Below are 13,336 nucleotides of genomic sequence, written 5' to 3' on the forward strand. Positions count from 1 at the left end.
GGAGCGTGGCGACGTGGTGTCGTACCAGCTGCCCAACTGGTGGGAATTCATCGCCCTGCACCTGGCCTGCCTGCACGTGGGTGCCGTCACCAACCCCGTGATGCCGATCTTCCGCCATCGCGAGCTCACGTTCATGCTGGGCCTGGCCGAGACCAAGGTCATGATCGTGCCGCAGAACTGGCGCGGCTTCGACCACCTGGCGATGGTGCGCGAGATTCAACCCAACCTGCCCAAGCTCGAGCACGTGTTCGCCCTGGGCGGCAGCGGCGACGCCTCGTTCGAGAAATACTTTCTCGAGCGGCGCTGGGAGCAGGAAATCCCCGACGCCGAAAAGATGCTCAAAGACCGGCGCATGCAGCCCAACGAGGTGATGCAGGTGCTCTACACCTCGGGCACCACAGGGGAGCCGAAAGGGGCAATGCACACGCCCAATACCCATTTTGCCAACCTGACGCAGATTGCCAAGCGCATGGAGCTGACCTCTGACGATGTTTGTTTCATGCCTTCACCGATGGCGCACCAGACTGGCTTTGGTATCGGCATGGAAACGCCGCTGATGTTGGGCTGCAAGATCGTTTTGCAGGACATCTGGGACGCAGAGGTCGGCCTGGGGCGCATCCAGGACGAGGCCGTAAATTTCATGATGGCGGCCACCCCTTTTCTGGCCGATCTGGCCGATCACCCGGCACTGCCCAAATTCGACGTTTCTTCATTGCGGGTGTTCATCTCTGCCGGTGCACCGATCCCGCGTGCGCTCGTGCAGCGCGCCACCGAGCGCCTCAAGGCGCATATCGTTTCTGGCTGGGGCATGACGGAAAACTTGCTCGTGACCACCACGCGCCTGAACGATCCACCCGAGAAAGTCTTTGGCACCGACGGCGTGCCCATGCCGGGGATGGAAATTCGCGTCATCGATCCGGCGGGGAAGGTGCTGGGCGTGGACCAGGAGGGTGAATTGCAGTCACGCGGCCCGAGCAATTTCGTCGGCTACCTCAAGCGCCCGGAAAAATTCGACACCGACGCCGAAGGCTGGTTCAAGACGGGTGACCTCGCACGCATTGACGCTGATGGCTACGTGCGCATCACGGGCCGGGCCAAGGACATCATCATCCGCGGCGGCGAGAACATCCCCGTGGTCGAGGTCGAGCAGCTGCTGCACAAGCACCCCGCGATCCAGGTTGCCGCCGTGGTCGGCGTGCCCGACCCGCGCCTGGGCGAGCGCGCCGCCGCCTACGTGATCCTGCGCCCGGGCCACAGCTTCACGATGGAAGAAATGCAGCGCTTTCTTGCCGAGCACCAGATGGCCAAGCAGTATTGGCCCGAGTTCCTGGCCGTGTCCGAAGCCTTGCCGAGCACGCCCAGCGGCAAGATCCAGAAATTCCGCCTGCGCGAGATGGCCAAAGAGCAATTCAAGGCGCCGCAGTAGGTGTTGCACGATGTGCACAAGCCAGCTTCAACCAAGCGCATTGCTTCATGGCAGCGGCTGGTTTGTGCGCGTTCCATTCCCTTTTCATTATTCCAAGGAGACCTGAGACATGATGACTTCACAAATGAGTCAAGAATTACAAAAAATCTACCAAGCGAGCGGCCACTGGCACAACAAGACGCTGCTCGACTATCTCGACGAAGTCGCACCCTCGCGGCTCGACAAAGTCGCGGTGACCGACATCAACAGCATGACGGGGCGCAAAAATTCCATCTCGTACCGGCAGCTGCTGCAAACCTCCAAGCGCATCGCCCTGGGCCTGATCTCGCTGGGCGTGCAGCGTGGCGACGTGGTGTCGTACCAGCTGCCCAACTGGTGGGAATTCGTCGCCCTGCACCTGGCCTGCCTGCACGTGGGTGCCGTCACCAATCCCGTGATGCCGATCTTCCGCCATCGCGAGCTCACGTTCATGCTGGGCCTGGCCGAGACCAAGGTCATGATCGTGCCGCAGAACTGGCGCGGCTTCGACCACCTGGCGATGGTGCGCGAGATTCAACCGAACCTGCCCAAGCTCGAGCACGTGTTCGCCCTGGGCGGCAGCGGCGACGCCTCGTTCGAGAAATACTTTCTCGAGCGGCGCTGGGAGCAGGAAATCCCCGATGCCGAAAAGATGCTCAAAGACCGGCGCATGCAGCCCAACGAGGTCATGGAGCTGCTCTATACCTCGGGCACCACGGGCGAGCCCAAGGGGGCGCTGCATACGCCCAACACCCATTTTTCGAATGTCATGACCCTCAAGGAGCGTTTTCGCAGGACGGGCGATCACGTGTTCTTCATGCCCTCGCCGATGGCGCACCAAACAGGTTTCCTTGCCGGTATGGAGCTGCCCCTGGCATTGGGCGCCAAGCTGGTGCTGCAGGATGTTTGGGATGCCGAGGTGGGGCTCGCCCGTATCCAGGATGAAGGCGTGAATTTCACGATGGCCTCGACGCCCTTTCTCGCAGACCTGACCGACCATCCGGCATTGCCCAAATACGATTTGTCGAGCTTCGAGATTTTTATCTGCGGTGGCGCACCGATCCCACGTGCGTTGGTGCAGCGTGCGACCGAGCGTCTCAAGGCGCACATCGTTTCGGTCTGGGGCATGACGGAAAACCTCATCGTCACGACCACGCGCCTCGAAGACCCTGCTGAGAAAGTTTTTGGTACCGATGGGCTGCCGCTGCCGGGCATGAAGATTCGTGTCGTCGATCCTGCGGGCAAGGTGCTTGGCGTGGATCAGGAAGGCGAATTGCAATCCTGGGGCCCAAACCATTTCGTCGGTTATTACAAGCGTCCCGAGCTCTACGGTATGGACGAGGAGGGGTGGTTCAAGACGGGCGACCTCGCGCGCATTGACGCTGACGGCTACGTGCGCATCACGGGCCGGGCCAAGGACATCATCATCCGCGGCGGCGAAAACATCCCCGTGGTCGAGGTCGAGCAGCTGCTGCACAAGCACCCCGCGGTGCATACCGCAGCTGTGGTCGGCGTGCCCGACCCGCGCCTGGGCGAGCGCGCCGCAGCCTACGTGATCCTGCGTCCTGGGCACAGCTTCACGATGGAGGAGATGCAGCGCTTTTTTGCTGAGCACCAGATGGCCAAGCAATATTGGCCCGAGTTTCTCGCGGTATGTGAAGACGTTCCGCGCACGCCCAGCGGCAAGATCCAGAAATTCCGCCTGCGCGAGATGGCCAAAGAGCAGTTCAAAGTTCCGCAGTGATTTAGTTATTTTTTCTTTTCTTTTTTCTGATCCCAAGGAGACTTCTGCATATGTTCGAATCCCAACTGCCCCCCCATCTGCAAGCGCGCTACCAAGCCAGTGGCCACTGGCACAACAAAACGCTGCTCGACTTCCTCGACGAAGTCGCGCCCTCGCGCCTCGACAAAGTCGCGGTGACCGACATCAACAGCATGACGGGGCGCAAAAACTCTGTCTCGTACCGGCAGCTGCTGCAAACCTCCAAACGCATCGCTTTGGGCCTGATCTCGCTGGGTGTGGAGCGCGGCGACGTGGTGTCGTACCAACTGCCCAACTGGTGGGAATTCGTGGCCTTGCACCTGGCCTGCCTGCACGTGGGCGCCGTCACCAACCCCGTGATGCCGATCTTCCGCCACCGCGAGCTCAGCTTCATGCTGGGCCTGGCGGAAACCAAAGTCATGATCGTGCCGCAGAACTGGCGCGGCTTCGACCACCTGGCGATGGTGCGTGAGATTCAACCCAACCTGCCCAAGCTCGAGCACGTGTTTGCGGTGGGCGGCAGTGGCGATGCTTCGTTCGAGAAATACTTTCTCGAGCGGCGCTGGGAACAAGAAATCCCCGACGCCGAGAAGATGCTCAAAGACCGGCGCATGCAGCCCAACGAGGTCATGGAGCTGCTCTACACCTCGGGCACCACGGGCGAGCCGAAAGGCGCGCTACATACTTCGAACACCCACTTCGCGAATCTCAGACAAATCGTCCAACGCTTTCGTTTGACGGGCGACCATGTGTTCTTCATGCCATCGCCCATGGCGCACCAAACGGGCTTTCTCGTCGGCATGGAGATGCCGCTTTCCCTTGGCGGGAAGATGGTGTTGCAGGACATCTGGGATCCAGAAGTGGGCTTGGGGCGTATCCAGGACGAGGGCGTGAACTTCATGATGGCGGCCACGCCTTTCATGGCCGACCTCACCGACCATCCGGCGCTGCCGAAGTACGACATCTCCACTTTCGATATTTTTCTCTCAGCGGGAGCGCCGATCCCGCGTGCGCTCGTGCAACGTGCGACCGAGCGCCTCAAAGCGCACATCATCTCGGCCTATGGGATGACGGAGAACTTGCTCGTCACCTCGACGCGGCTCGAAGATCCGCCAGAAAAGGTTTTTGGCACTGACGGCGTACCGGTTCCTGGTATGGAGTTGCGCATCGTCGACCATACGGGCAAGGTGCTGGGGCCGGAACAAGAGGGCGAGATACAGTCCCGCGGGCCGGGGCAATTCGTGGGCTACCTCAAGCGCCCCGAAAAGTTCGACACCGACGAAGAAGGCTGGTTCAAGACGGGCGACCTGGGCAAGCTCGACCCCGATGGCTACGTGCGCATCACCGGCCGCGCCAAGGACATCATCATCCGCGGCGGGGAAAACATCCCCGTGGTCGAGGTCGAGCAGCTGCTGCACAAGCACCCCGCGATCCAGGTGGCTGCGGTGGTCGGCGTGCCCGACCCGCGCCTGGGCGAGCGCGCTGCTGCTTACGTGATCCTGCGCCCCGGGCACAGCTTCACGATGGAAGAAATGCAGCGTTTTCTTGCCGAGCATCAGATGGCCAAGCAATATTGGCCTGAGTTCCTCGCGGTTTCTGAAACCTTGCCGAGCACACCCAGCGGCAAGATCCAAAAATTCCGCTTGCGTGAAATGGCCAAAGAGCAGTTCAAGACGGCCTGAGGTTTCCGTCAGACCCGCTTTGCGCGCCCGCCTCCCCACTCTTTGGCGTCAGGGGCAGGCGTGCGGCGGCTTTTTCTGATCCTGGCCACCCAACGAGAGATACCCCATGGACTTTACGATTGATTCCGACACCCAGGCGATTGCCGAGGCGCTGCTGCGCTTCGTCGAGCGCGAGGTGCTCCCGCTCGAGGAGCAGCACCGCGAGCTCCTGGGTAGCGAGCGCACGATGTTCGACGCGCAGGGCCGCTACGTGCCCGAGGTGCTTGCGCTGCGGCGCCAGGTGCGTATGCGCTCGGCCGAGCTCGGCTTTTACAACCTGTTCGGCGCCGAGTCGCTGGGCGGCAGCGGGCAGGGCGCGCTGGCGATGGCGCACATCCAGGAGGCGCTGAACCACCGCGTGGGCCCGGGGCATCCGCTGGTGCAGACCGTGGTGATTTCGTCTCCCTTCACCAACGGCTTGTCGCCGGTGCTGCGTTATTTGAAGCCCGAAGTGTTTGCGCTGTATGGCGCGGGTATTGCGAGCGGCGAAAAGACGCTGTGCTTCGGTCTGAGCGAGCCCGATGCAGGCTCGGACGTGTTCGGCATGAAGACGCGCGCCGTGCGCGACGGCGATGAATGGGTGATCACCGGCACCAAGCAGTGGATCACCAATTCACCTTATGCCGACTATGCGATGGTGTTTGCGCTCACCGACCCTGAAGCCGCAGCGCGCCACAAGGGCGGCGTGACGGGCTTTTTCGTCGATACGCGCGCGCCGGGCTTTTCGGTACCGCGCGTCATCAACACCATGGGGCATCTGGGCGGCGACACGGGCGTGATCGTGCTCGAGGGCGTGCGCGTGCGCGATGACCACCGGCTCGGTGAAGTCGGTCGCGGCCTGCAAGTGGCCATGGACGGCGTCAACACGGGGCGCATGGGCATGGCAGCGTCGTGTCTGGGGCTGGCGCGCTGGGCGCTCGACCAGGCGACCGAATACGCCAAGGTGCGCAAGACCTTCGGCGTGCCGATTGCCGAGCACCAGGCGATCCAGTTCATGCTCGCCGAGAGCGCGATGGACATCTACGCGGCCAAGAACATGATCCAGAACTGCGCCTGGCGCCTCGATACGGGGCGCAACGCGACCGCGCAGGTCAGCATGGTCAAGGCCTTCTCGACCGAAATGCTGGGCCGTGTGATGGATCGCAGCATCCAGATCCACGGCGGTATGGGCCTGACGAACGAGCTGCGCCTCGAAGAGGGCTACCGCTATGCACGTGTGATGCGCATCCCCGACGGCACGGCAGAAATCCAGCGCCGCACCATCGCGCGCCAATTGCTCGGCGGTCACGTCGATTTTTGAAAACCAGCAGGTGACACAAAGGTCACAAGGAGACAGGAATGAAAGACCATGAATTCATGGTGGGCGGCCATCGCCTCGCGGCGAGCACCTGGGGCGAGGTCGGTGGTGACCGGCCCACCATCGTGATGATGCACGGCGGGCTGGACTGTATCGCCACCTGGAAAGACCTGCCGCAAGTGATCGTCGAGGCCACGGGCTGGCCGGTGCTCGCTTACGACCGCTACGGCTATGGCCGCTCGGAGCCGCTGGTGGGCGGACGCGAGCCCAGCTACCGGCGCGAAGAGGCCGGGCCGGTGCTGGGCGAGGTGCTGCACCACTTCGGCATCCGCAAGGCGCTAATGTTCGGCCACAGCGACGGCGGCGCGATGTCGGTGCTGGCCGCGGCGGCGCATCCCGACGTGGTCTGCGGCGCCATGGGCTGCTCGCCCACCATCGCCATAGACCAGTTCATGGTCGATGCCATGGCGAATGCGCGGCGTGCCTACGAGCAGGAGGGGCTGCGCGAAAAGCTCGAGCGCTACCACGGCGCGGGCACGGACGCGATGTTCTGGGGCTGGTTCAACGCCTGGGCCAGCCAGAAAGCGCTCGAGTGGAACATGAACGCCGAGATCGCCGCAGTGCGCTGCCCGGTGTCGGCGCTGTTTGGCAATCAGGATGAATACGGCTGGCGTCCGAGTGCGCTCGCCTTGTTCGCGCACGGCAGCATGTCGCTCGAAGTGCTTGCCTTGGCCGGGCAGGGGCACCATCCGCAGCAGCGCGCGCGCGGCGAAACTATTGCGCAGCTGCAGCGCCTGATCGCACGCATCGGTCAAGCTTGAGCGGCACGGCCTGACGCGCGCTGCAGTGCGCCAGGCGTGGGAGAACTTTGGCGGACGAGGTGCCCGGGCTCAGCCTCTCAATCCGCGCAGCACGAGGCAGGCGTGGCCAGCATGCCCGCGAGCGGTGAGAGGTCGCTCAGGTCTTCGAGTTGCGCCACCAGCGTGACCAGGCGCGCGCTTTGCGCGGCGCCGAGCACCGGATCGACGAGGCGGTGGAACTTTTCTTCGAGGCGCTGCTGCTGCGCCTGCAGGTCGCTCGCGGGGCGGCCGCTGTCGTGCTGCTGGCGCAGCGTGGTGCCGCTGGCCGTGTGCACGATCACTTCGCTGAGCGTGAGGCCCGGGCATTCGGGCACGAGCTCGACCGTGATGCGCTGGCGCAGCGCGGCAACCTCGGGCTGGCCCACGGATTCGTCGGTGTAGGCATCGAGGCCGGCCGTATCCACGCCGGCCAGTGCCATGGCGACGGTGTGGCGCAGGCTGAACTTGGCTTCGAGGCCGGTGCGCGGCTCGGGGATGTTGCACACGCCTTCGCTGCTCGCGCCCACGCGCACCTGCACGTGGGCGATGTCGGCAGGCGTGAGCTGGTGCTGTGCGCGCAGCTGGCGCGCAGCCTCGATGGCGGCGTGCGTGCCGTAGCAGGCCGCGTGGAACTTGAACAGGTTGTGCAGCAGGTGCCAGCCGCCTGCGGGCGCGGCCAGCGCAATGTCCAGGCTGGGTGTGCCGCCGTGCGTGGCGATCAGGCCCTGTGGGCATTCGAGCGCGTCGGGGCGGCTCGTGAAGCCGCGCGCAGCAAGCAGGGCCGCGTGCAGGCCGTCGGCGCTCGCGCGGCCTGCGTGCAAGGGCTTGCACATGATGCCGAACATGCATTTGAGGCCCGCGGCCATGGTGCTTGCGATGCCCAGGGCCGTGGCCGTGTCTTCGGCATCCAGGCCCAGCAGGTGCGCGCAGGCCGCGGCCGAGCCCAGCGTGCCCAGCGTGGCCGTGGTGTGAAAGCCGCGCGCGTATTGCGCGTCGCCGCTGGTGCGCCCGATGCGGCACATGGTTTCGTAACCGGCGACGAAGGCGGTGAGAAAGTCGCGCCCACTTGCGCCGCGCGTCTCGGCCAAGGCGAGCAGGGCCGGGATCAGTGCGACCGAAGGGTGGCCCGTGCAGGCCATGTTGACGTCGTCGTAGTCGAGCGCGTGCGAGGCCGCGCCGTTGATCAGCGCCGCCTGCCGGCTCGAGGTGGCAAGCGCGTGGCCTATCACCGTGGCCTGCGCGTGGCCGCCCTGCTCGCGCGCTTCTTCGGCGAGCATGTGCACCAAAGGCTCGCAGGCGCCCGCGAGCGCCACGCCGATCCAGTCGAGCAGGCATTGGCGCGCGAGCAGGCGCACGGCGGGCGGCAGATCGGCATGGTGCAGCGCAGCGCTGCGCGCGGCGAGCGCGCGTGTGAGCCCGGGCACCGTGGCCGCGGGCGCTGTGGCAACGTCGGAGGCAGTGGTGGCGGGCGTGGTCATGTCAGCGTCCTTTCCAGACGGGTTTGCGTTTTTCGCGGAAGGCGCGTGGGCCTTCGAGCGCGTCTTCGCTCAGGTACACCGTGGCGAAGGCGTGGTTCGAGGCGCGCAGTGCTGCGGTGCGGCCCATTTCAGTCGAGAGGCGCACCATCTCCTTGGCGGCGCGCACCGTGAGCGGCGCGTTGGCCATGAGTTTTTGCGCGAGTTCGATCGCGCCTTGCAGCGCCTGGCCCTTGGGCATCAGGCGGTTGATGTAGCCGAGCTCGTAGGCGCGCTGCGCGCTCAAGGGCTCGCCCGTCATCGCGACTTCCATGAGGATGCGCTGCGGCAGCATGTGGATCACGGGTGCGGCCCAGGGCATGCCACGGCCGACCTTGGCTTCGGTGATGGCGAACTTGGCGGTCTCGTCGGCCACGCACAGGTCGCACATTTGCGCGAGCAGCCAGCCGCCCGCGTAGGCGTAGCCATGCACGGCAGCGATCACGGGTTTGGTGACTTCGATGTTGTCGCCGAGCACCGGCATGAAGCCCGGCGGCGGGATGCGCAGCTGCGTGTCGGCGGCTTCGACCAGGTCCATGCCGGCGCAGAAGTTCTCGCCAGCGCCGGAAAGAATGGCGATCTGCGCCGTTTCGTCGGCCTCGAAGCGGCGCCAGATGTCAAAAAAGCCCTGGCGTACCGCATTGCTCAATGCATTGCGGCGCTCGGGCCGGTTGATGGTGATGAAGGCGATGCCGTCTTTGACTTCATACAGAAGCTCATTGCTGCTCATGGGGGCTGTCTCCGTGCGGTGCTGGTTGGAAAAAAGAGCAGACTATCAAACGATTGTTTGGTATTCTGACCCACTTTCGAAGTATAGAGGCAGGGCTGTGGCATCCCTTTGGGAGATGCCTGAACCCGTGCCGGAAAGTATGAAACAAGGGGACTTGGGACAATGCTAAAAACGGCTCAAACGAACGAAAATACTGCGTCAGAAGCTCACGAAAAAGAAGCATTCAGGGCGAATACAGGGCAAAACCGGAGCGGGGCTGCGCCGCTCGCAGGCGTGCGCGTGATCGATCTGAGCGCGGTGCTCATGGGGCCTTATGCGACGCAAATCCTTGGTGATCACGGTGCCGACGTGGTCAAAATCGAATCGCCCGAGGGTGACTCCACGCGCGCGATCGGGCCGGCGCGCCATGCGGGCATGGGGCCGATGTTCTTGCACCTGAACCGCAACAAGCGCAGCGTGGTGCTGGACTTGAAGACGCCCGCGGGCAAGGCCGCGATGCGCCGGTTGCTCGAGACGGCGGACGTGTTCGTGCACAACCTGCGCCCGGCCTCGGTCGCGCGGCTCGGGTTCGACTACGACAGCGTCGCTGCGATCAACCCGCGCATCATCTGGTGCGGCGTCTATGGCTACGGCGAGGAGGGCCCCTACGCCGGGCGGCCGGCCTACGACGACCTGATCCAGGGCGCCGTGGGCGTGGCAGCATTGCAAAAGCGCGCGGGCGCCGAGGTGCCGCGCTACGCGCCGCTCAACATCGCCGACCGTATGACCGGCCTGCACGCCGCACACAGCGTGGCCATGGCGCTCTTTGCGCGCGAGCGCACGGGGCGCGGCTGCCGCATCGACATCCCCATGTTCGAGACCATGGTGGGCGTGGTGCTGTCCGACCACATTTACGGCCGCAGTTTCGTGCCACCCACGGGCGAGGCCGGCTACAGCCGCCTGCTGTCGCCGAGCCGCCGGCCCTACGAGACCAGCGACGGCTACCTGTGCGCCATGGTTTACAACGACGGCCAGTGGCAACGCTTTTTGCGCGCCATCGGGCGTGCAGACCTGCTGGTCGACGCGCGCTTTGCGAGCCTGGCGAGCCGCACGCGCCATATCGACGAGGTCTATGGCTTTCTCGCGCAGACGCTGCGCACGCAGAGCACCGCGCATTGGCTCGACCTGTTTGCACGAATCGACCTGCCTGCGGGCCCGGTCAACACCATAGAAGAACTGTTCGACGACCCGCACCTCGCGGCCGTGGGCTTTTTCCAGCAGGTCGAGCACCCGAGCGAAGGGCCCATGCTTACCTTCGGGACGGCCGCGCGCTGGGTGGGCTACGAGGTCGGCGCGCTCGCGCCAGCACCGCGCCTGGGCGAGCACACCGAAGAGGTGCTGCGCGAATGCGGCTTTGATCCGAACCAACTCAACAACGAACCCAAGCAAGAAAAGAAGGAGAGCAAACCGTGAGCACTGCCAACTGGAAGGTCGAACGCCTCGCCGGCGCCATCGGGGCCGAGATTTTTGGCGTCGATCTGTCGCGCCCGCTCGATGCCGCCGAACGCGCCGCGCTGCGCGCGCTGTGGCTCGAGCATGGCGTCATTTTTTTCCGTGACCAGCCGCTGTCGAGCGCGCAATTCCTGGCCTTTGCCGAGGGCTGGGGCACGCCGGTCGAATACCCGTTCGTCAAGGGGCTCGCGGACTACCCCGTGATCATCGAGATCAAGAAGCTCGAACACGAAAAGGTCAACTTCGGCGGCGTGTGGCACAGCGACACGGCCTACCTCGAGCGCCCGCCCATGGCCACGCTGCTGCTCGCGCGCGAGGTGCCGCCCTACGGCAGTGACACCCTGTTTGCGAACCAGTACCTGGCTTATGAAACCCTGTCCGAGGGCATGAAAAAGCTGCTCGACGGGCTGGACGCCGTGAACACCTCGGCCAAGGCCGACACCACGCGCACGCGAGAAGACCGGCTCGCCGAAGTCGGGCGCAGCGACGCCGCGAGCCAGTACGAAGCCACGCACCCCGTGGTGCGCACGCACCCCGAAACCGGGCGCAAGGCCTTGTACGTCAACTATGCGCACACGGCGCGCTTTGCCGGCATGACCGAGGAAGAAAGCGCGCCGCTGCTGCAATGGCTGTTTGCGCACCAGAAGAAGGAGGAATTCACCTGTCGCTTCCGCTGGCGCGTGGGCTCGCTCGCGCTGTGGGACAACCGCTGCACGCACCACTCCCCGGTCAACGACTACCACGGCTTTCGCCGCGTGCTGCACCGCATCACCCTGGCGGGGGACAAGCCGCGGCGCTGAAGCGCGCGGCAAGCGCGGCGGCGTCATATTTTTGGAACGGTTTTTTGGAACGATTTTGGCCTTTTGACAAGGTACAGCAAGCGCAAGCAGCTATTCTTATGAAAGCGCCGCCGCACTGGTTAACCCCACTGCCACCTGCCTGCGTGCGCTCGCGTAAGATTCTTGCGTGACATCGCCTTACCAAAACCCCGACCTGCATTCGCATTCCGTCGTCTCCGACGGCACCCTGACGCCCGAAGCGCTGGCGGCGCGGGCGCGCGCCAATGGCGTTGACCTCTGGGCCTTGACCGACCACGACGAGGTTGGCGGCCAGCACCGCGCCGCGGCCGCGGCGCGCGCCCAGGGCATGGCCTACCTTTGCGGCACCGAAATTTCCGTGAGCTTTGCGGGCGAGACAGTGCACATCGTCGGCCTGGGGTTCGACCCCGACGACGCGGCGCTGGTGCAGGGCCTGGCCACCACGCGCGGTGGGCGCGAGCAGCGCGCGCGCGAGATGGCCACGCAGCTTGCCGCGCACGGCATCGAGGGCGCATTCGAAGGCGCGCTGCGCTACGTGGGCAACCCGGACTTGATCTCGCGCACGCACTTTGCGCGCTTTCTCGTCGAAGCCGGCGTGTGCCGCGACACGCCCGAGGTGTTTCGCAAATACCTGACCGAAGGCAAGCCCGGCTACGTGCCGCACCGCTGGGCCGCGCTTGGCGACGCGGTGCGCTGGATCGTCGGCGCGGGCGGCGTGGCCGTGATCGCGCACCCCGCGCGCTACCGCCTCACCGCAAACGAGGAATATGCGCTGTTTTCCGAATTCCGCGCGCACGGCGGGCAGGCCGTGGAAGTCGTCACAGGCAGCCACACGTCGGCCGAATACGCAAGGTATGCGCGCATGGCGCAGGAGTTTGGCCTGGCGGCGTCGCGCGGCAGCGATTTTCACAGCCCCGAAGAATCCTCTTACGACCTCGGCTGCCTGCCGCGCCAGCCTGCAGGGCTCGCCTCGGTGTGGGACTTGCTCGAAGCGCGCATCCAGCATCCTGCCTGAAGCGAGGAACGAGCATGGCCCAGTTCTTTGAAGTCCACCCCGACAACCCGCAGCCGCGTCTGCTGCGCCAGGCTGCGGCACTGTTGCAGCAAGGCGGCGTGCTTGCCGTGCCCACCGATTCGAGCTACGCGCTCGTGTGCCAGCTCGACGACAAGCAGGCCGTGGAGCGCCTGCGCCGCGTGCGCCAGGTCGATGACAAGCACCTGCTCACGCTGCTGTGCAGCGACCTTTCGCAGCTCGCGAACTATGCGCGCGTCGATAACCGGCAATACCGCCTGCTCAAGCTCGGCACGCCCGGGCCTTACACCTTCATCCTCGAAGCGTCCAAGGAAGTGCCGCGCCGCGTGAGCCACCCGCAGCGCAAGACCATAGGCCTGCGCGTGCCGGCACACAAAGGGCTGCAGATGCTGCTCGAGCTGCACGGCGCGCCGCTGCTCGCGACCACCCTGATCCCGCCGGGCGAGAGCGCGCCGCTAAACGACGCACAGGACATCCGCGCGCGCTACGAGCATCTGGTGGACGCCGTGGTCGATGCCGGCCCCTGCCCCGCCGAGCCCACCACGGTGATCGACCTCGTGCCCATGGCCACGGGCGGCGAGCCCGTGGTGCTGCGCGAGGGTCGCGGCAGCCTCGAAGCGCTGGGGCTTTGAGCATTTTTTGTGGCCTTTTTGGTCTCTAGCGCTTGTGTAGCCTGCGCAAGCAGCT

11 protein-coding genes are annotated in these 13,336 nt (G+C 64.9%); 9 read left to right on the top strand and 2 right to left on the bottom strand.

What is annotated here, in order from left to right; translation table 11 throughout:
* The 5 genes from DFR45_RS08590 to DFR45_RS08610 all read left to right on the top strand — a co-directional run.
* Positions 1-1,426, top strand: a 1,426-nt coding sequence (locus DFR45_RS08590) for an AMP-binding protein (protein WP_114483300.1), incomplete at its 5' end; no start/stop codon positions are given.
* A gap of 109 nt (positions 1,427-1,535) precedes the next feature.
* A complete protein-coding gene (locus DFR45_RS08595) occupies positions 1,536-3,188 on the top strand; it encodes a cyclohexanecarboxylate-CoA ligase (RefSeq protein WP_114483301.1) in 1,653 nt (550 codons plus the stop codon).
* 50 nt (positions 3,189-3,238) lie between these two features.
* Entirely contained in the window at positions 3,239-4,888 is a 1,650-nt protein-coding gene (locus DFR45_RS08600) for a cyclohexanecarboxylate-CoA ligase (RefSeq protein ID WP_114483302.1), read from the top strand.
* A 106-nt stretch (positions 4,889-4,994) separates the two neighbouring features.
* Positions 4,995-6,227 carry an acyl-CoA dehydrogenase family protein gene (locus DFR45_RS08605; RefSeq protein ID WP_114483303.1) on the top strand — a complete coding sequence of 411 codons (1,233 nt, stop codon included), beginning with the start codon at positions 4,995-4,997 and terminating at the stop codon, positions 6,225-6,227.
* A 38-nt stretch (positions 6,228-6,265) separates the two neighbouring features.
* Entirely contained in the window at positions 6,266-7,045 is a 780-nt protein-coding gene (locus DFR45_RS08610; RefSeq protein ID WP_114483304.1) for an alpha/beta fold hydrolase, read from the top strand.
* Positions 7,046-7,122: 77 nt separating this feature from the next.
* Here the strand turns inward: DFR45_RS08610 and DFR45_RS08615 are convergent, their stop codons facing one another.
* Together DFR45_RS08615 and DFR45_RS08620 are read right to left on the bottom strand one after the other, a co-directional pair.
* Positions 7,123-8,541, bottom strand: coding sequence for an MmgE/PrpD family protein (locus tag DFR45_RS08615; RefSeq protein ID WP_114483305.1), 1,419 nt, complete (start codon positions 8,539-8,541; stop codon positions 7,123-7,125).
* Between the two features lies 1 nt (position 8,542).
* Entirely contained in the window at positions 8,543-9,307 is a 765-nt protein-coding gene (locus tag DFR45_RS08620; protein ID WP_114483306.1) for an enoyl-CoA hydratase-related protein, read from the bottom strand.
* 162 nt (positions 9,308-9,469) lie between these two features.
* Between DFR45_RS08620 and DFR45_RS08625 the strand changes: the two genes are divergently transcribed.
* The 4 genes from DFR45_RS08625 (at position 9,470) to DFR45_RS08640 (ending at position 13,281) form a co-directional block, all read left to right on the top strand.
* Positions 9,470-10,759, top strand: a complete 1,290-nt coding sequence (locus DFR45_RS08625; protein ID WP_114483307.1) for a CaiB/BaiF CoA transferase family protein — start codon at positions 9,470-9,472, stop codon at positions 10,757-10,759.
* Positions 10,756-11,598: a TauD/TfdA dioxygenase family protein gene (locus DFR45_RS08630; RefSeq protein ID WP_114483308.1), complete on the top strand. Its 843-nt coding sequence runs from the start codon at positions 10,756-10,758 to the stop codon at positions 11,596-11,598. Before DFR45_RS08625 ends, DFR45_RS08630 begins: the two co-directional genes overlap by 4 nt.
* Before the next feature lie 166 nt (positions 11,599-11,764).
* The gene (locus DFR45_RS08635; RefSeq protein ID WP_114483309.1) at positions 11,765-12,631 is read left to right on the top strand and encodes a 3',5'-nucleoside bisphosphate phosphatase; all 867 of its coding nucleotides are present in this window, start codon (positions 11,765-11,767) and stop codon (positions 12,629-12,631) included.
* A gap of 14 nt (positions 12,632-12,645) precedes the next feature.
* Positions 12,646-13,281: an L-threonylcarbamoyladenylate synthase gene (locus DFR45_RS08640; protein ID WP_114483310.1), complete on the top strand. Its 636-nt coding sequence runs from the start codon at positions 12,646-12,648 to the stop codon at positions 13,279-13,281.
* Positions 13,282-13,336: the final 55 nt, after the last annotated feature.

Origin of the sequence: Extensimonas vulgaris (genome assembly GCF_003337425.1) — a bacterium.
GTDB lineage: Bacteria > Pseudomonadota > Gammaproteobacteria > Burkholderiales > Burkholderiaceae_C > Extensimonas > Extensimonas vulgaris.

What these genes read in the sequence shown, in the direction of transcription:
- DFR45_RS08625 (WP_114483307.1), top strand. Translation starts at nt 9,470, where the DNA reads ATGCTAAAAACGGCTCAAACGAACGAAAATACTGCGTCAGAAGCTCAC.
- DFR45_RS08640 (WP_114483310.1), top strand. Translation starts at nt 12,646, where the DNA reads ATGGCCCAGTTCTTTGAAGTCCACCCCGACAACCCGCAGCCGCGTCTG.
- DFR45_RS08610 (WP_114483304.1), top strand. Translation starts at nt 6,266, where the DNA reads ATGAAAGACCATGAATTCATGGTGGGCGGCCATCGCCTCGCGGCGAGC.
- DFR45_RS08600 (WP_114483302.1), top strand. Translation starts at nt 3,239, where the DNA reads ATGTTCGAATCCCAACTGCCCCCCCATCTGCAAGCGCGCTACCAAGCC.
- DFR45_RS08615 (WP_114483305.1), bottom strand. Translation starts at nt 8,541, where the DNA reads ATGACCACGCCCGCCACCACTGCCTCCGACGTTGCCACAGCGCCCGCG.
- DFR45_RS08605 (WP_114483303.1), top strand. Translation starts at nt 4,995, where the DNA reads ATGGACTTTACGATTGATTCCGACACCCAGGCGATTGCCGAGGCGCTG.
- DFR45_RS08620 (WP_114483306.1), bottom strand. Translation starts at nt 9,307, where the DNA reads ATGAGCAGCAATGAGCTTCTGTATGAAGTCAAAGACGGCATCGCCTTC.
- DFR45_RS08595 (WP_114483301.1), top strand. Translation starts at nt 1,536, where the DNA reads ATGATGACTTCACAAATGAGTCAAGAATTACAAAAAATCTACCAAGCG.